General features: G+C 59.4%; 17 protein-coding genes. 8 read left to right on the forward strand and 9 right to left on the reverse strand.

The window, feature by feature from the left end:
• The first annotated feature begins 86 nt into the window (after positions 1 to 86).
• On the forward strand, positions 87 to 785 hold the full coding sequence (locus V0R37_RS10030; RefSeq protein ID WP_420374388.1) for a DUF6088 family protein: 699 nt from the start codon (positions 87 to 89) through the stop codon (positions 783 to 785).
• A complete protein-coding gene (locus V0R37_RS10035) occupies positions 782 to 1,828 on the forward strand; it encodes a nucleotidyl transferase AbiEii/AbiGii toxin family protein (protein WP_420374389.1) in 1,047 nt (348 codons plus the stop codon). The genes V0R37_RS10030 and V0R37_RS10035 overlap by 4 nt, the downstream gene beginning before the upstream one ends.
• Positions 1,829 to 2,130: 302 nt before the next feature.
• Here the strand turns inward: V0R37_RS10035 and V0R37_RS10040 are convergent, their stop codons facing one another.
• From V0R37_RS10040 to V0R37_RS10065, 6 genes are all read right to left on the reverse strand, one after another.
• Positions 2,131 to 3,165 (reverse strand): 5-oxoprolinase subunit C family protein, encoded by a 1,035-nt coding sequence (locus V0R37_RS10040; RefSeq protein ID WP_420374390.1) that lies wholly within the window; start codon positions 3,163 to 3,165, stop codon positions 2,131 to 2,133.
• Positions 3,162 to 3,917 carry a 5-oxoprolinase subunit PxpB gene (gene pxpB, locus V0R37_RS10045; RefSeq protein ID WP_420374391.1) on the reverse strand — a complete coding sequence of 252 codons (756 nt, stop codon included), beginning with the start codon at positions 3,915 to 3,917 and terminating at the stop codon, positions 3,162 to 3,164. The genes V0R37_RS10040 and pxpB overlap by 4 nt, the downstream gene beginning before the upstream one ends.
• A 19-nt stretch (positions 3,918 to 3,936) precedes the next feature.
• Complete coding sequence (locus tag V0R37_RS10050; protein ID WP_420374392.1) at positions 3,937 to 4,707, reverse strand: LamB/YcsF family protein; 771 nt, start codon at positions 4,705 to 4,707, stop codon at positions 3,937 to 3,939.
• Positions 4,708 to 4,789: 82 nt separating this feature from the next.
• Positions 4,790 to 5,749: a TRAP transporter substrate-binding protein gene (locus V0R37_RS10055; protein WP_420374393.1), complete on the reverse strand. Its 960-nt coding sequence runs from the start codon at positions 5,747 to 5,749 to the stop codon at positions 4,790 to 4,792.
• An 87-nt stretch (positions 5,750 to 5,836) separates the two neighbouring features.
• A complete protein-coding gene (locus V0R37_RS10060) occupies positions 5,837 to 7,129 on the reverse strand; it encodes a TRAP transporter large permease (RefSeq protein ID WP_420374394.1) in 1,293 nt (430 codons plus the stop codon).
• A gap of 17 nt (positions 7,130 to 7,146) precedes the next feature.
• Positions 7,147 to 7,665 carry a TRAP transporter small permease gene (locus tag V0R37_RS10065; RefSeq protein WP_420374395.1) on the reverse strand — a complete coding sequence of 173 codons (519 nt, stop codon included), beginning with the start codon at positions 7,663 to 7,665 and terminating at the stop codon, positions 7,147 to 7,149.
• 186 nt (positions 7,666 to 7,851) lie between these two features.
• On the opposite strand from V0R37_RS10065, the gene V0R37_RS10070 reads away from it, so the two are divergent.
• Positions 7,852 to 8,553, forward strand: a complete 702-nt coding sequence (locus tag V0R37_RS10070) for a GntR family transcriptional regulator (protein ID WP_420374396.1) — start codon at positions 7,852 to 7,854, stop codon at positions 8,551 to 8,553.
• Between the two features lie 73 nt (positions 8,554 to 8,626).
• Positions 8,627 to 9,274, forward strand: coding sequence for a DsbA family oxidoreductase (locus V0R37_RS10075; protein WP_420374397.1), 648 nt, complete (start codon positions 8,627 to 8,629; stop codon positions 9,272 to 9,274).
• Between the two features lie 25 nt (positions 9,275 to 9,299).
• Here V0R37_RS10075 and V0R37_RS10080 read toward each other — a convergent pair whose 3' ends face one another.
• The 3 genes from V0R37_RS10080 to V0R37_RS10090 all read right to left on the reverse strand — a co-directional run bounded on the left by V0R37_RS10080 (position 9,300) and on the right by V0R37_RS10090 (position 14,867).
• A complete protein-coding gene (locus V0R37_RS10080; RefSeq protein ID WP_420374416.1) occupies positions 9,300 to 10,553 on the reverse strand; it encodes an MFS transporter in 1,254 nt (417 codons plus the stop codon).
• A 199-nt stretch (positions 10,554 to 10,752) separates the two neighbouring features.
• The gene (locus tag V0R37_RS10085; protein ID WP_420374398.1) at positions 10,753 to 13,272 is read right to left on the reverse strand and encodes a YbcC family protein; all 2,520 of its coding nucleotides are present in this window, start codon (positions 13,270 to 13,272) and stop codon (positions 10,753 to 10,755) included.
• Entirely contained in the window at positions 13,269 to 14,867 is a 1,599-nt protein-coding gene (locus V0R37_RS10090; protein ID WP_420374399.1) for an NADH-quinone oxidoreductase subunit L, read from the reverse strand. Before V0R37_RS10090 ends, V0R37_RS10085 begins: the two co-directional genes overlap by 4 nt.
• Before the next feature lie 95 nt (positions 14,868 to 14,962).
• Between V0R37_RS10090 and V0R37_RS10095 the strand changes: the two genes are divergently transcribed.
• The 4 genes from V0R37_RS10095 to V0R37_RS10110 all read left to right on the forward strand — a co-directional run bounded on the left by V0R37_RS10095 (position 14,963) and on the right by V0R37_RS10110 (position 18,453).
• A complete protein-coding gene (locus V0R37_RS10095; protein ID WP_420374400.1) occupies positions 14,963 to 15,865 on the forward strand; it encodes a LysR substrate-binding domain-containing protein in 903 nt (300 codons plus the stop codon).
• Between the two features lie 42 nt (positions 15,866 to 15,907).
• On the forward strand, positions 15,908 to 17,260 hold the full coding sequence (locus tag V0R37_RS10100) for a diguanylate cyclase domain-containing protein (RefSeq protein WP_420374401.1): 1,353 nt from the start codon (positions 15,908 to 15,910) through the stop codon (positions 17,258 to 17,260).
• A gap of 83 nt (positions 17,261 to 17,343) precedes the next feature.
• Entirely contained in the window at positions 17,344 to 18,069 is a 726-nt protein-coding gene (locus V0R37_RS10105; RefSeq protein WP_420374402.1) for a uracil-DNA glycosylase family protein, read from the forward strand.
• Between the two features lie 36 nt (positions 18,070 to 18,105).
• Positions 18,106 to 18,453 carry a mismatch-specific DNA-glycosylase gene (locus tag V0R37_RS10110; protein ID WP_420374403.1) on the forward strand — a complete coding sequence of 116 codons (348 nt, stop codon included), beginning with the start codon at positions 18,106 to 18,108 and terminating at the stop codon, positions 18,451 to 18,453.
• The last annotated feature ends 36 nt before the right edge of the window (positions 18,454 to 18,489 follow it).

The following is an 18,489-nucleotide window of genomic DNA, read 5'->3' on the forward strand; positions in this document are numbered from 1 at the left end:
AGTCCGTCTGAAAATCGTACACAAATTTCGGACGGACTTGCTCTTTGTCCGAAAAAAAGCTACAAATATCGGACAGAGGTGCCGCCATGAACGATCTCAAGACGCAGATCATGACTCACATTGATGCAGCCGGGCCCGACCAGGTATGGGTGCCAGCCGACTTTTCCCAACTTGGCGGCAGAGACGCCGTGGACAAGGCGCTCCAACGCCTGCTCACGGCGGGCCAATTGCGCCGTATCGACCGTGGACTGTACGACAGACCCAAAGTAAACAGCCTGACCAAACAGGCAACACCCCCAGATTACCGCGCCGTCGTGGACGCCATCGCGCGGCGCGATCAACTGCGTCTGCTTGTCGATGGAATGACCGCAGCCAACGACCTTGGCCTGACGGATGCCGTGCCAGCGAACGTCATCATCCACACCGATGCACGCCGACGCACCATTCAACTTGATAATCTGACCATCACGTTCAAGCTCACGGCGCCAAGCCGCCTGTATTGGGCCGGGCGACCCGCCATGCGGGTCGTACAGGGGCTGTACTGGCTCAAGGACACCCTACCCGCTGACAAACCCCGAATCATCAAACGGCTGTCAAAGCTGCTGGAAAGTTCCGAGCGAGGCGAAGCCATACGCCAGGACTTACTAGCAGGTTTCCATACATTGCCCGCGTGGATGCAGGCCATCGTGCGCGAACTGCCGGGCTGTGCTGCAACCGGCGTCGAAGGCTCTACAGCGCCACTCAGCGCCACCAACGGCCGGACGCACACCGACACTTTTGCATGAACCCGAACTTTCATACCATCATCCAGGCCGCCGACGATGAACGGCGCGGCCTGTTCCTGACAACGGCCGCTCGTCTGGGCACGGCTGTGCAAAATGTCGAAAAAGACTTCTGGGTGTGCTGGACGCTGGACGTACTATTCAACGGCCTGCCGCCAGACGGCCCTCGCCTGCTGTTCAAAGGCGGTACATCGTTGTCCAAGGCATACAGCTTGATTTTCAGGTTCTCCGAGGACATCGACATCACCGTATTCCGCGAAGACATTGGTGAACCCGCTGAAACTGCAGAACTGGACGCGCTGAGCGGCAAGCAACGCCGTATCCGGCTGGACCGCATCCGCACCGCCTGCCAGCGCTATATTGCTGACGATATGACAACGCGGCTCCATGCTATCGCAGCTCAGGTCATACCTGCCGACCGCTTCCATTTGGAACTGGACCCGGACGATCCCGACCAGCAGACGCTGCTGTTCTGGTACCCCGCCGTGACGGCCACCCCCGGCGACTATATCCGTTCCGCCGTAAAAATTGAGGCGGGGGCAAAATCGGCCTTAGATCCGCATGAAGCTGCCGTTGTGTCTCCCTACGTTGCCAACGATCTGCCCGATTTGGATATGGCAGTGCGCAACGTGACAACAGTCAAGCCAGAACGCACCTTCTGGGACAAGATCATCATCCTGCATGGCCTGCGCCAATGGCATGATCGCAGAGGGCTACTGCGCCACGGCGGTCAACGTGTCTCCCGGCACTATTACGACGTGCACCGGCTCTTGCAGCACCCCGACGCCGACGCATGGATGGCTGATCGCACCCTGGCACAAGACTGTGCGCAACATGCCCGGCTGTTCTTCGGCGGTGCGGACCTCCGGCTGGACACGGCAGCACATGGCTCCTTTACCCTCGCCCCGTCGCACTCGATGCACGAGACACTGGCCCGAGACTACGAAGCGATGAGCGGTATGATCTTCGGGCCGCTTCCTGCTATCGGAGATGTGCTTCAAGTCGTCGCTGACCTGGAGGAACGCTTGAATACGCATCTGAAGTGAGCGGATTGTAAGCACATGGCATACTCTGCAATTCACAGAGATACTGCTGGCCGAAGCAACTTGGAATCGAACCACGGGCCGCTTTCGTTGTTTTTTAGCACCTGTACCCCAGCTTGTACCCCACCGTTCCCATTCGATGGAGAAAGCCCACAGATACTGGCTTTCCCGGATCTATTCGATTCCGCCCCAGGCCACCAACGAATTCAAACACTTACGCCAATCTTTATCGGTTGGCGTTTTTGTTTTCGGCTCTTCACCATTTCCGCAGCACCCATGCATTCCTCCGCCCGGCGATAAGCCCCCTAGGCTTGGTGACCAGCCGGCCCGGCTGCCGCACTTTGGCGCGGCAATAACGATGCAATATGCGCGCACTGGTCCACCATGAGGCGTTTTTCCTGCCTGAGCGCTTGTACGGCCTTTTCATAGTCGACCTGAACGAATCTGATGCGTGCTCCCAGGGGAGCTTGCGCAAGCACGCGCAGGTCGGCACTGATCACCCCGCCGATCTTGGGATACCCGCCGACGGTATTGCTGTCGTGAAGCTGGATGATGGGCTGCCGGGAAGGCGGCAACTGGATGACGCCGTTCAGTATGCCGTGCGACATCAGCTCTCGGCTGCTTCCCGCCCTGAATGCCAGGGAGGGCCCCGCCATCCGATAGCCCATTCTGTTGCTGGCAGGAGTGATGGTCCACTCGGCGTCCCAGAAAGTTTCCTGGCTGGCTTGATCCATCCATGCATATTCGGCGGCCGGGAGCACCCTGACTGGCAGACAGGCGTCCCGGGTGAAGTCCGCGAGCCCGGTGGACAGGCCGTAGGGCGGGCTGGACAAGGTTGGATACGGGTTCGTCGCCCAGAGCTCGGCATACTCACCCGGCTGTGTGTAGATACGATCTCCTTTTTGCAAGCCACGCCCTTGAAAGCCGCCGAACGCGCCTTTCAGGTCAGTGCTGCGCGAGCCCATTGATGTGGGCACATTGATGCCGCCCTGCACACACAAATATCCCCGGGCGCCATGGCAGGGCGGGCGAGTGATTTCCAGCCGCTGGCCGGTTTGCGCCTTGATGCCGGACCATGCTGGAATGCGAACCCCATCCAGTTCCGCCTGGAAGTCGGCGCCCGTCAATGCAACCAGCGTGTCGCGCGCAAAGCGGACGCGAAAGGGAGGAAGTGTCAGCTCTATCCCCGCAAAGCCGGGGGGATTGCCCACCAGGCGGTTGCCCAGTACAAACGCCATCTGATCCATGGCGCCCGCCGTGCCCACGCCAATGGCACGCTGACCCAAACGACCCAGGTCTTGAACGGTATTTAGTTGGCCGCAGGCCAAAACGCGCATCATGCTATGACTTTTTCCGCATGAAATTTGACCCGGTCTCCGGCGGACAATAGCGCGGGGGGGCGGCGGAATGCATCAAAGAAGGTCAGGCGAGAACGCCCCAATACATGCCAGCCCGATGCTGAAGCACAACCAGTGATACCGCCCAGCCCGCCGGCGATCACAATCGAGTTGGCAGGCAGCGATTGGCGGGGCACCGTCCGCCGGCTGATGAATAGTCTGTCGTCCAGGCCGATCAGATAGGCATAGCCAGGATGAGCCCCCAAGGCGGCGACCACATATTCAGCGTCTGCATGAATGCGCACGACTTCCGAGGGGAGCAGGCCGGTCGCCTCGGCAACGCCAACCAGGTCGATGCCGCCGTCGCCGCCATAGATGACAGGAATCTCGATCAGCCGCCCGGGCGCCTTGGCACCGTACGTATCTTCCCATGCGCTACATACGATATCCCGGATGATGGAGGGTTCCGTTGATAGCGGGTCGTATATGACCAGGAGGTTGCCGACGCCCAGTGTGACTTCAAAGGTATCGTAGGCGCCGCGCAGGGCATCGGCCAGCAGCCATATCCGGCGTTGGACTTCAAGATCCGGCTTCGAGCAGAACTCGAATAGAAGGGAGCATTCACCGACATGGCTGATACGTATGGGGTCAGCCACGCCAGGCTGGAACAGGACGCTCTTGCTACGGATGCTGCTTCCCGGGGCTTGCGCCAAGGGGCAAGAATGGGATCCGCTCTGGTTGTGGAATACAGCCATTTCAAAGACAACACATAGACTAGGGCCGTGTAGAGGCGTAAGGAGCGATCCGGTATCCCGCATGTTCGAGCGCATTGCGGATGCGCTTCGCAATCGACACTGCGCCCTCGGTGTCGCCATGCACGCAAACGGTGTCGATGCTTACCGGAATGCGCTTGCCGGTATAGGAAATGATGCTTTGTTCCTCGACCATATTCAGAACGCGCTCGACCGACTCGCCCGCATCATGAATGACCGCGCCGGGCTGGCCGCGGGGCATGAGCCTGCCATCATCCAGGTAGGCGCGGTCCGCGTAAATTTCATGTGCCAGCCGCAGGCCTGATGCAGCGCCCGCCCGTTCCAGTTCGCTGCTGGCCATGACGGACAGGATAAGGCCGGAGTCTATCGATTCGATCACGTCCACCAACGCCGCGCTGGCTGACGGGTCGTCCGAAACAAGATGGCCCATGGCACCGTGGGCTTTTACGTGAGTAAGCCGGTGCCCCGCAAAACGCGCCATACCCATGGCTGCGCCAATTTGGTACGCCAGGAGCTCTTTCAACTGCGGCAGGGTATAGGGCATGTCGCGGCGTCCGAAACCCCATAAGTCAGGGTAGCCGGGATGCGCGCCTACCGCGACGCCCAGGCGTTTGGCCTCGGTGCAGATGTGCGCCATGATGGACGGGTCCCCCGCATGGAATCCGCAAGCGAGGTTCACGGTGGACACTACTTGCAGCATGGACATATCGTCGCCCATCCTGTAGGCGCCAAACCCCTCGCCCATATCACAGTTGATATCGATGCTTTTCATATTTCTTGACATATCGGCCCGCCCAGGCGCGGGCCTGGGCGTATAGGTGTGATCGCGGCGTGCCGCGAAATCTGTGAAGAAGCTATTGCAGTCCGCTTTCGACTGCCTGGCGCTCTTCGGGCTGCAGTTTCTCCAGCCACCCTTTTTTCATTTCGGCACCGACTTTGCGCATTTCCGTTTCCACGGCAGGGTTGAGCACCAGGACGTTCATGCCTTCTTCTTTGAGCCGCTTGACTCCCCCCGTGGCTTCATCCCGGCTCATTTGCCATCCGCGCTTTTCGGCCTTGGCAGCGGCGTTCTCGACGATTTTCTGTGTTGCGGAGTCCAGCTTTTCCCAGGCCGCCTTGTTGACAAACACGATGCTCTGAGGAGACATGGTCGGCACGTCGTAATAGTATTTAACGTAGTCCCAGGCTTGCGTGTCCACACCTGTGGCCGCCGACGTCATCATGGCGGAGACCATGCCCGTCATGAAAGCTTGCGGCACATCGGCGCCCTGCACGACGACGGGCGAGGCGCCAATGCGCTTTGCGAACTCGGCGGCGCTTGCCGAGGAGGAGCGAAAGCGCAAACTCTTGAGTTGTGAAATATCCTTCAGCTCTTCATTTGAATAGACACCCTGGGTCGGCCACGCGACGGAATACAACACTTTCAGATTTTGCTTGGCCAGCCGCGCTTCGATCAGAGGACGTACGGCCGTCCATAGCTTGTACCCCTGATCATAGCCGCTGACCATGAAGGGTATGGTTTCAAATGAGTAAATGGGAGCTTCGTTGGTCATGGCGCCGATAAGAATTTCACCTATCTGGACCTGGCCGGATTGGACGGCCCGCTTGATCTCCGGCATGCGGATGAGCGCGCCGCCGCTGTGGACGACGATATTCAGCTTGCCCTGCGTTTCTTTGTTGATCTGCTCGCTGAACAAGCGGATGTTTTTCGTGTGGAAATTGCTGTCCGGATAAGCAGTGGGCATCGTCCAAGTTACCTGTGCTGCGGCCGAGCCGCCGATAAGCATGGAAAAGAGGGCGGTCAATAGTTTCATGTCTTGCTCCAGGATGACTTCTATGAATAAATGCGCCTGATGGCGCAGGCAATAATTAACAAGCGAAGGGCCGTTTCGCGGCCAAGGCTAAAGCATGGCTTTGGGAAGCCAGGTGGCCAGCCAGGGCGCAAACCAGATGGCCGCGACGGCGGTGAGCAACAGGATGAAGAATGGCATCGTGGCCCGTGCTATATAGAGCATGTCGCGCCCCGTCAATGACTGCAGGACGAACAGGTTGAAGCCGACGGGCGGGGTGATCTGCGCCATCTCGACGACAAGGATCACGAAAATGCCGAACCAGATCAGATCCAAGCCGGCTGCCTGAACAGTGGGCAGCAGTACGGCGGATGTCAGGACGATCATCGACACGCCGTCTAGGAAGCAGCCGAGGATGACGAAAATGACGACGAGAACCATGACGAGCAGTCCGGCCGACAGATGCAGGCCTGCAACCCCCTGAGCGACAGCCGTAGGCAGGCCGATGAACGCCACCGCTGTAGTCAAAAAACCGGCTGCCGCGATAATGAAGCCGATCATGCAGGAAACGCGCATGGCCGCCATAGTGCTTTCCCAGAACACTTTCATGGACATACTTCCCGACAAGACGGACAGCAATAGAGAGCCAGCGACCCCTAGGGCCGCCGCCTCGGTAGGCGTGGCGACGCCGGTATAGATGGCGCCGATGATGGCGATAATGAGCAGTACCGTGGGGATCAGCAGTCGAGAGGCAGAGAGTTTTTCACGCAGGGAGAGCCTCGCGTCTTCTTGCGGTGTGGCCAGGGGATGCAGCCAGGACCAGATCGCGATATATCCGGAGAACAACAACACCAAGAGCAGACCAGGCAATATTCCAGCAATGAAAAGGCGGGCTACGGAAACCTCGGCTGTGACGCCATAAACGATCATCATGATCGAGGGCGGAATCATGAGGCCAAGCGTGCCCGAACCCGCCAAGGAACCGATGACCATTTTTTCATCGTACCCACGCTTGCTGAGCTCAGGCACTGTCATGCGCCCTATGGTTGCGGCCGTTGCCGCCGACGAGCCGCAGATGGCGGCGAATATTCCACAGCCGATGACGTTGCAGTGGAGCAAGCGGCCGGGCAGCCGCAGCAGCCAGGGCGCCAATCCCTTGAACATGTCCTGAGATATATTGCTGCGCGTGAGTATTTCCCCCATCCAGATGAACATGGGGAGTGCCGTGAGCGACCAGGAGCTGGCCGCGCCCCACGTCGTATTGACCATCAGTGCGCCAGGCAAAGTATCCGTGAAGACGGCTAACGTGGCCCAGCCTAAGGCGAATAGCGCTACGGCTATCCATACCCCGCCCACCAGCAGCACGAACAATAGGCCAAGCACGAATATGACTTCGACGAGCATGATGATGATCCCAACGCTTAAATGGATTCGGTCGTGGAGGCTGGGGCCGCCGTCAGGTAGGAGGGCTGCTCGCCGCGCAGGCTTCTTGTCAGCTCTTCCGCCAGCGCGACAAACATCAGCAATGCGCCCACCGCCATTCCGCTTTGCGGTATCCATAACGGGACGGGGACCATGCCCTGCGTCATTTCCCCGAAAACAAAAGACTCATACACCGCGGTGCCCGCATACCAGGCGAACAAACCCATGAAGAGCGTTGAAATGACCAAGCAGACAAATTCCGTCAACTTCCGATGATTCGGCGCCAGGCGTTCGATCAATAATGCGACGCGGATATGCTCATTCTGGCGCAGGGTGGCTGACAATCCGAGGAAAGTCGAGGCGGCCATGGCCCATCCCGCGAATTCATCGGTCGAGTACAGGGCGATGCCCAGCGGGCGCGCGGCGATGTTGGCCAGGGTAATAAGCGCTATGGCGATCAAAAACAGGCAGGCGAGGACTGCGGCGCTGCGGTAAACAACATCGAGAAGTCGGTGCATGGCGTAGCCTATAAAGGAAACCTTTTGGGAGCCCACAGCGGGAGCCGGGGGATGATTCGGTCCGGGCATGCCGGTTTTTCCCTCAGTTCATTCAATAAAGTATATATATAGTATATTAATAATATGAATCTTCAGAGATAGGTAAAATCCCTAGACTATCTATCCGTTTTCAGCGGGAATGGAAAAATGAATGATTCACCCAAAAAAGAAACATTGGCCGAGCGCGCAACCAAGATGATCCGGGAAGCGATACTGAATTTATCGCTGGAGCCGGGCACGAGAATCGACGAGCGTATCCTGGCGCAACGCTTCGACATCAGTCGCACACCCGCCCGGGAAGCGCTGAATCGCCTGGCCTCGGAAGGGCTGATACGCATCGAGCCTAATTTTGGTACCTATATCCTCCCGCTGGATCTGGGGGAGATACGCAGTTTTTTTGACGCCTATTTCATGCTCGAGAAAGCGGTGGCTTTTTTTGCGAGGCTGTCCGATCCCACACTGGCTGCGAATCTGACAGAGCTTAATGAGATGCTCGAGGTGGCGCAGCACAATCAGGACGTGGATCAGGTGCAGCGCCTGAACACCCGTTTTCACCGGCGAATTGCGCAGGCTACCCACAATGATCACTTAATGACGTTTGCCCGGCAAATTGAATACCACTCTGCCAGGTTTACGTATTTCATTTACAAAACGGAGCACGAACGGGGATTGAGCGCGGATGCCGAACATGCGAAAGTGCAGGACGATCACATCCGGATCATCGATGCAATACGAAAACAAGACCGCACCCTGCTAGATCGGTGCATGACTGAGCATGCGCGGCAATTTTATGATCGCGCCATACGCGTCATATCGCATTGCACGGGCGAAGGCTTGAGCCTGCGCTGATTTGGGCCGCAAGCACTCCACCCGCACCCTTGGATAAAATATGGCAGTTGCCATCTATTCATAGGAGCCTCGCATGGTCACCCGTATCAAGATCGATTTCGTCTCCGACGTATCTTGTCCCTGGTGCGCGGTGGGATTGAGCTCGCTGGAGCAGGCATTGTCCAGGGTCAAGGGCGAGATCGAGGCGGAGCTTCATTTCCAACCCTTTGAGCTGAACCCGGACATGCCGCCCGAAGGGCAGGATACGGTCGAACGGCTATCGCGCAAGTACGGCATGACGCCGGAGCAGGTCCGCCACAATGGAGAGCTCATCACAGCGCGTGGCCTTGAGGTCGGCTTCACGTTCAATATGGACAAGCGCACGCATACGTACAACACCTTCGATGCGCATCGGCTTTTGCACTGGGCCGGCCTTGAAGGGCACCAATTGGCGTTGAAGCATGCGCTCTTGAAGGCCTACTTCACGGACGGCGAGAACCCCAGCGATCACGAGACTCTGATCGGGCTGTGCCGCGAATCGGGATTGAACCAGGATCGCGCACGCGAGATCCTGGACGCCGATGAGTACTCGGCGGAAGTACGTACCCGCGAACGCTTTTACGCCCAGCAGGGCATCGATTCCGTCCCTTCCATCATCCTGAATGACCGGCATCTGATCCAAGGCGGTCAGGCCCCCGAGACCTTCGAGCGGGCTTTGCGGCAGGTTGCTGATGCCGGGTAAATCGACCCGAAGCCTCTAACCTACATCAGCCCTTCGCTTCATCCAGACGCGGCAGGAACCATGCCAACAATCCCGCCAATGGCAGGAAGGAGCAGATCATGTATACCGTGTTGATGCCGTAGCGGTCGGCCAGGCTGCCCAATAGGGCCGCGGCCAGCCCGCCCAGGCCGAAGTTCAGGCCGTAGAACAAGCCGCCGATCAGTCCGATGCGGTTGGGCAGCAGATCCATGGCATAGATCAAGATGGAGGCGAAGGCACTGGCCATAATGAGATTGATCATGATGGTCAACACACCCGTCCAGAATAGATCGGCATAAGGCAGGAGCAAGGTGAGGGGCAAGGGGCCCAGGACGGAAATCCAGATGATGCGATAACGGCCGATGCGATCACCCACGATACCACCCAGCAATACGCCGACGGCAGCCGAAAACAGGAAGACAAACAGCATCATCTGCGAGGCGGGGATGGACAGGCCGAATTTTCCGATTAAATAGAAGGTGTAGAAAGAGCGGAAGCTCTCGCTATAAGCGTTCTTGGAGAACATCAATATGGTCAGCACCACCAAACCGATCACGATAGTGCTGCGGGCATACGCCTGACGGTCCCCCGTAGCACCCTTTGCGCGCGGCTTGAGCAAGGCGAACTCCCGGCTGATCCGTGTTTGTTTGCCGCCCGTCCAGAACATCAACAAGATAGCCACCAGCGAGGCCACGCTGAACCACGCAAGGCTGGACTGCCCCCAAGGCACGATGATCAAGGCGGCAAACACCGGGCCGAGCGCGCCGCCGAATTGCCCGCCGACCTGGAAAATCCCCTGTGCCAAGCCCTGCCGGCCACCCGATGCATAACGTGCCATGCGTGTAGCCTCGGGGTGAAAAATGGACGACCCGATGCCGATCAGCACCACCGCCATCAGGATCCCCTCATAGCTGGATGCATAAGCCAGCGACAAGAGACCCGACAAGGTGAACCCCATACCTACCACAGGCGAATAGGGGGCCGGCCGGCGATCCGTCCACCAACCGATCACCGGTTGCAGCAATGATCCAGAAATCTGGAAGAACAGCGTTATCATGCCGACCTGCATGAAATCCAGGGCGTAGGATTCCTTGATAATGGGATACACCGCCGGAATCAAGGACTGGATCAGATCGTTCAGCAAGTGTGTGGCGCTCAGTACCAAAAGAATACTGATATGCACGGCCGGCCGGGCGGATAAAGAGCGTTTTCCCATCTGATCGGTATTGCCGGAGGGTGGATTCTCAAGTGATTGATCCATCACACCTTGATTTTGCGGGTTCACGTCTAATCTCCACGCCTGGGCTGCCGTGGCGCCAGGGGCTAAGTAAAGCCGGGGTTATTGGGTCGATACGGTCGCAGGAACCATCGTGCGTTACGGTAACATAGTAAATAGAAGCTTTCCCAGCCGGTAGAGGGAATCTTGCGCTATCCCACCGTCGACCCAGGCACCCCTGGACTCAGAAGCCCAGAGGCAGCCATTGGCCGCACTCGTATCGGAACAGCTCATTTCCTTCGTAACGCCACAACAGCATCCAGCCATGGTCGAATAGCCGCCCCAGGACGGGGTTGCGAGCGATGATGTTTTCTATCGAAGCCGCGGGCGCATCGATCACGACGGTCAGGCGGACGGGCTGGTGATACCAGCCGTCGCCATTGTGCACGGATTGCTTGGGCAGGCCGATGCGAAGGTCTCCGCCATTGCCCTCGAAGACGCCGACATGGCCGTCCACCACGTTGTGCAGCACTTTGTTGCCCGCGCCGTAATGCAGAGGATCGCACGTCGAGGCGTGATACTGCCAGGAAAGCCAATTGGTGACCAGCATCGGCCCCATCATCAGCTTCTCAAGCACACTGCCGTCCGCATCGAACAGCGCGTCATAGTCATGGAGGTAGGCGCGGCTAAGCACCCTGCCGCGGCTACGGTCGCGCGGGCCGATGATAAATGCCGCGTTGCGGGTCAGCCCCCATTCGGGCCTGGTCTGGGAGCCATCATTGGCTCTGCGCCGGAAAGACGTCAGCAATGCGCCGGGAGCAAGGTCCGTGTCCATCCACAGCGCCGGCGCGCGCTCGCGGCGGATGCGGTCGCCCGCCAGTTCAAAGACGCGCTCCATCTTCTCCCAACGCGCCCGCGCTTGCGGCGGCAGAAGATCAAGGTCGAAGCCCGTCACTTCATCCGTGGTCGTATTGTGCAATGCGCCCATGAAAACTGTCTCCGGGGGAATATTGATTGCGCGCATGCGCAAGCCTTCACGTACCCGCGGATCATTCAACAAGAGCGCCAGCGCACGCGCATTGGCCTCGCCCGGGCGCCCGTAACAGGCCCCGCAATCGAGCGTCGACGCATGTGCGTTGTTGGCGCTGTGCCCGGCGTGGCCGCACAATATGACCAATGGCGCCAGACGGTCATCCAGCCCCATTGTGTGCAAGGCGTCGGCGGCCAGCTCCACGCGTTTCTCGAGATCAAGCCCCACAAGCATCGGCCGGCACTGCTCCTGGGCAGAAATGTGCAAACCAATGTGATCCATATTAGTGCGTGGTTTGGCCGGGGGCCTGATCCAACGAGCGATCTTCGGGAGATAGCCGACGCCAAGCGCTTCAACAAAAGAGAAGCTTGCATTCGACCAGCGTACCGTGCCCAGCCATTGATCAAGGCCTGCCAACCGCTGCCGACGAGTCGACTGTGCGTGTTCCGACCTCGCCTCGCCGTCGGGAACGGCCTCTCCCACTGCCGTCACCACGTCCTGCGCCGCCACACTGGGATAGGCCAAGCCCGGCAACTGCGGTCGGTGTATGTCGGTGCCCAATGGGTTGTAATGGATAGGAAGGCCGAAGAAACCCGCAAACGCGCGTGTCTGGACACCGGCCCATATTGCTTCCAATGAGCGGCGCATCCGCTCGCTACGCGTATCAATGCAGAAAACGGCTTGAACCTCTGGCTCTTGCATGACATGCGAAGCTGCCGGCACGTGCAGGGTCTGTGCAAACCCTCGCTGGAAGCTCGCTTCCAGCGCCTGCTGCCAAAGCTCATCGACCGACAGCGCAGCATCCGCTTGCGCGACACGCCGGTCAAAATCCAGCCAATTCGCAGCAAGCTCCGCGAGGGCGCCACGCGCCTTCGCAGCTGGCACGGAACGGGCCAGCAAGGCTTCCCACGCGAGCCGGCAAACCAGCAGTTCGCGCAAGCGGGGATCCTCCTGGCCGGAGGGCACCTTCTGCCAGCCGACATAGGCACACCATGACGCCCAGCCATTGATCGACAACAGCAAGGCCTCGAAGTAGTCCTCCCAGACGGACTCCTTCAGCTCAAGCTCGGTCAGAGCCCAACGTATGGCATCGTCAGCCTGTAACGGCAGCGTGCGCAGTTGCTTCATGAATCCGGGCAGGCCCAGCCTGGAACTGAGGCCGTGATCGCCCACCATGCTTTCGCGCCAGAAGCCGTACAGGCTGGCGCTGCCCGACGCGCGCCAGTGGGCCTCATGCCGGTCGAAGTAGGTTGCGCAGGCCTGACTCAACTGGAACACAAGGGCCGCCCGCCAGGGCCAGCGCTTGTTCTTCTGCTTGGTATCGTCCAGCAAGTCCACCAGCAACGGCTCGCGGCGCACCCCAATCGGCCTCGTCAACGCTTCAATGCATTGCTCAGCTGTCATGGCATCGGGCGCATGCCCAGCGTAACGCTCCAGCACCGTATCAAGGTCTGCGCGCGTAATACGATCCGCCTCCCACTCTTGCTTGATGTAATCCCGCGAGGGGAACACATGAAAATCACCCAGCACGGCCAGGCGCGCCGCAATATGGCGGATCGGCATATCGATGCGACGCCAATGCGGATTCACCGCCACCGCCTGGTTGAGCGGCCAAGCGGGCATGATGCGCGAACACGCGCGCGCCGCAGCCAGGCGCATTGCCGCCTCATCGGATTCAGCGGCGGTCGTTGCGGGGACAGTCTCCGGCACGGGTGCAAGCATGATGGAGCTCATGATTCAGACCGCCCATAGCCGGACTCGTACAGACGCCAAGGGATCCGCTCCGCATCGCTATCGGCCCCAGCCCAAGAGGCCGGCCACAGCCTCAACACCCAGTGCGTATAGCCTTCATCCATGTAAAAACCCGCGTATACCCAGCGGCGAACCGTCTCGAGCGACTGAGGCCACAGCTGGAATGCGATCATTTCGAGATACATCAGGGCCATTCCGATCAAGGCGACGATGCCCGCGGCATGCAGCGGATCGTTGCCCGCACCAACTGGCACGCGATCCACGACGCTGGCGGCGACCGTCAGGAAAACAGCGCTTGCCAGCGCCACCCCTAGCCGAGCCGGCACCACACCGGAACGACCCGCTACGCCCTTGGGGACCCACAGCAGAGGCGCCCACGCCAGGGCAAGGACGGCACTCCACCACCAGGGCCAGGCATGCCCGTCAATCAGCGCCTGAAGCACGAATACGATGACAAGCGCAGCGGGCACCGCAACAATCATGCTCAAACCGGAATTTTTAGTCTCTCCCGTGATGAGTTTTCGGCTTGACTCCCTGACTGCGCTCGATGCGTTCAGAAAGCTGTGCGCCTTATAAAGTGAATGCCCCAGCAAGTGCAGCGCCGCAAACAGGTATAAGCCCAGGCCGCATTCGAGCAGCATGAAGCCCATCTGCGCAATCGTCGACCATGCCAGGTGCACTTTCTGGCTGACCCGCGTCAGCAGCACCAGCCCCGCCACTATTGCGGAAACCAAGCCGAATACGACCAGCAGCCAGCGTGCGGCCAGCGATACGCCAAGCAAGGGAGCAAACAACACCAACACATACCCGCCAAGATTGACCACCCCCGCATGCAGCAGTGCCGATACCGGCGTCGGCGCTTCCATGACCTGGACCAACCAGCCGTGCACCGGCATCAGCGCCGTACGCGCAATAACGGCCAACACCAGGCAGATGCCGCTACAGGCAAGGATTGCGGAAGCATGGCCGGCGGCGATATATGCCCACAGGGCGGAGAACGATCCACTTCCCACCTGCGACCACGCGAGGATCGCGGCGAGAATCAAGAGCACGTCGGCCGCACGATCCGTCACCCTCTTCTTGTGCGCAGCCAGCAAAGCAAACGGCCGGTCGCGGTAGAAGCACAACAAGTAATGCATGGCATATTGGATGACGGCCCACGCGGCGATCAGAACCAGCCAGTGATTGGCCAGCAATAGAAGGTGTACGGCAGCCAGCACAGCGGCCAGGGCGGCCATGTACACCGCTTGCCGCAATTCGCCTTTCAGATGCTTGGAGGAATAAACGCCGATGGCGCCGCCAAGCAACTGCACAAGCAGGCTCACCCAGGCGCCGAATTGATTTGTGGCCAACCAGCCGTCCGGAGCCGGCCCCGTTGCGTCGCGCATCCACACTAGCAACAGCTCGGAAACGAGTCCCGCCAATGAAAACGCCAGTGCGACAAAAGCGAATGTATTGAATTGCCGCCACATACGCGCTAGCGGCAAGCGACTGCGCCACGCCCAAAATGAAGCGACCGACATCAGTACGGCAGGCGCCAAGGCAAACGCGAAATTCATCTCGTGCAACAGACTCATGCACACTCTCCGAAAGATAACGGAGGTATTCTTCAAGTTTTTATTCGTTCTGTATATTACATTTATAATATTGAATAGTTCTCTAAAATAGAACAATGGACATCAGCCAACTGAACTTCCGGCATCTGTTTTACTTTTGGCACGTAGCAAAGAGAGGGTCTCTCACGCACGCGGCCGAACAGATCCACACGTCCCAGTCCGCCCTCTCCACTCAAATCAAGCAACTGGAGGGCCGCCTGGGCAGGCCTTTATTCGACCGGCGCGGCCGGCACCTGGAGCTGACCGCCACGGGCCAGCAGGTATTTGCCTACGCCGACAATATCTTCGGCTTGGGCGAGCAAATGCTGGGCTGGCTGGAAGGCCGCGACGAAGGCACGACCTTCGTGCGTGTAGGAAGCGTTTCGACCATGTCACGCAACTTCCAGGTCAATTGGCTGCGCCCCTTGTTCCGCGACCCGACGGTTGTTCTTTCCGTGGACTCGGGGTCGTTGGACACACTGGTCGAGCGCCTACTGCGTCATCAACTGGATGTGGTGCTGGCCAACGAGCCGGTTCCTTCCGACCCCGCCCGGCCGGTATCTTCACGCTTTCTCGGCAGTCAGGCCATTTCCCTGGTTGGCCGGTCCGATCGCTGGTCAGGCACGACGTTGCGTGTCCCGCAAGATCTTGACGCCGTCGAAATGGCCATGCCGAGCACGCGGCACAGCGTGCGCACGCAGTTCGATGCCCTGTGTTTTGCGGCTGGCGTACAACCAAGGCTTCGGGCGGAAATCGACGACATGACGATGTTGCGGCTGGTGGCACGCGACAGCGGCTGGATCACCATGCTGCCCCAAGTCGTAGTGCAGGACGAACTGCAATCAGGTGAACTGGTGCACATCGGGGAATCTTCCCAGCTTACCGAGCACTTCTATGCCATCACCATCCAGCACACCCAAATAACACCGCCTCTTAACCAGCTATTGCTGCGGGCAACGGAGGGGGAAGTGTTCTCCTAGGCTTCGGATATCGAAGCTCCGAAAGCCAATCTATAATTTCCCATGCGGAACAGAACCTACACGCCCGATGCCAACTTCATCGATCTCCTCATCGATGCGGTGTTTGCGGTCGACGCCAATGCCCGCGTGCTGTTCGCCAGCGCCGCCTGCGAACGCATTTTCGGGTACACCCCCGAAGAGTTGGTCGGCATGAATATGTTCGACATCATGCTGCCGGAGGATCGTGAACGAACCCGGCAATCGGTGACCGAGATCATGTCCGGCCGCCCCCAGCTTCATTTCGAGAACCGCTATGTGCGCAAGGACGGGAAAATCGCTCACATCATGTGGGCGACACGCTGGTCGCCCACCGATCAAGTTCGAATCGGCGTGGCACGCGACATCACCGAGCGCAAGCACGCCGAATTGATCCAGACTTCGCTCTATGCGATATCCGAAGCTTCTCACGGGGCTGGAGATTTGCTCACGCTGATTCAGCGCATTCATCAGATCGTCGGCACCTTGCTCCCGGCCGACAATTTTTCCGTCGCGCTCTACGACAAGGAAACGGGATTGCTGAGCTTTCCCTATTACGCCGACGAGTACGACAGCAAGCCCGAGCCCTGCAAGCCAATGGCCGGGACGCTGTACGCAAGAATCCTGGAAAGCGGACAGCCGCTGCTGCTGCCGGGAACCGCGGCAAGCACAGATGATACGGATGCTCACGCCGGCCCGAGTCCGCTATGCGAACTGGGTGTTCCTCTTAAATCGCATCAGGACACCATCGGTGTGCTGGTGCTGAAGAGGTACCCGGGCGGCGCGCACTACAACGAGAAGGACCAGGAGCTGCTGCAGTTCATTTCCACCCAGATCGCCACCGCCATAGAGAGCCAGCGCATGCAGGCCCGGCTCCAGCACATGGCGGAATACGATCAACTGACCGGGCTGCCCAACCGAGGGCTGTTGTATGACCGGCTCAAGATGGCGCTGTCAATGGCGCGGCGAGAGCACGAGCGGCTGTCGGTGCTTTATCTCGACCTGGATCAATTCAAACCGGTCAACGACACCCTGGGCCACAGCATGGGCGACCTGCTATTGCAGGAAGTCGCCGGCCGCTTGAAGCAGTGCGTGCGGGAGTCGGACACCGTGGCGCGTATTGGCGGCGATGAATTCGTGGTGCTCCTTCAGCGCGTACCCGCCCCCGAGCACGCCACCGTGGTCGCGGCAAAAATCCACGACGCATTGAACCGGCCGTTCACGCTGGACGGTCACATCTTAAGCGTTGTGCCCAGCATCGGGATTGCGCATTACCCCGAGCATGGCGAGCACGAGCAGCAGCTCCTGAAATACGCCGACCAGGCCATGTACCGGGCGAAGCATAAAAACAGGCTGAAGACGGGCAGCGGAGTAGACTAAGCGCTGGACGCAGCACCACGGCACTCCAACCGTAACCAGATAATCAGCGCCCGTGCACGCACGGGCTCACTCAGGCAAAACACATGGTCGCAAGACTTGACCCCGATCCAGACAACACCTGCACGGCCATCGCCCGCGTGCTCGCAGGCAGCTTGCAGGTACTGGCGTTTCCTAGCGCCAGCCATGTTTACAACCCGCTGACCTACATGTGGGAAGCGCACCGCGAGTATTTGCAGCGCTACGGCGGCAAGAAGAACCGCATCTTGCTGCTTGGCATGAACCCCGGCCCGTGGGGCATGGCGCAGACCGGCGTCCCCTTTGGCGAGGTTTCCGCGGCACGAGACTGGCTGAAGATCGAGAAGCCCCTGGGTGGCCCATTGCCTGACCAGCACGAGAAATACCCGATAGCCGGCTTCGCCTGCCACCGTAGCGAAGGCAGCGGCGATCGCTTCTGGGGCTGGGCGCGACGGCGCTTCAGCAGTCCAGAGCAGTTTTTCCAGGATATCTTCGTCTGGAACTACTGCCCCTTGCTCTTTCTGCGCAACAACCGCAATCTGATCCCCGAACAACTGCACAAGGCCGAACGCGAGCCTTTATTCGGCATCTGCGACGCAGCGCTAAGCGCTGTGATTCACGCGATCAACCCACGCGTGGTGATCGGTATCGGGCGCTTTGCCCACGGCCGCGCGCAGATCATCACAGCCGGTGGCACACCAACGGCCTACCTGCTGCACCCCAGCCCCGCCAACCCCACGGCCAACCAGGGCTGGGCCGACATCGCCGACCAAACACTTGCCCCCTGGCTATGACGGCGTGAGCGCAAGCTAAAGGCAACAAGCCCTCGCATGGCCACAGAACCACCGCCATTCACCGCCCTGGCGCCCAGGCTCCCCGACATCGTCACGGGCGGCCTTGCGGTCGTGTTTTGCGGACTGAACCCGGGCTTGTCCGCGGCAACATCCGGGCATCACTTCGCCAATAAAAGCAATCGCTTCTGGAAGACGCTTTACCTGGCCGGCTTCACTCCGGAACGGATCGATCCCGCCAACGACAGCCAGATCCTGCAATACGGCTGTGGCCTGACCGTCGTAGTAGACAGACCCACGGCACGAGCCAATGAAGTGTCCAGGCAAGAGTTCCAGGCATCGCAAGGTGTAATGACCCAGCAGAATCTGCTCAGATTATGCGGCTAAAGCAAATGCCTCGGCCGGGGTTTTCATGGCCAACGC

It is taken from the genome of Pollutimonas rozaliensis (genome assembly GCF_048751585.1).
Taxonomy (GTDB): domain Bacteria; phylum Pseudomonadota; class Gammaproteobacteria; order Burkholderiales; family Burkholderiaceae_B.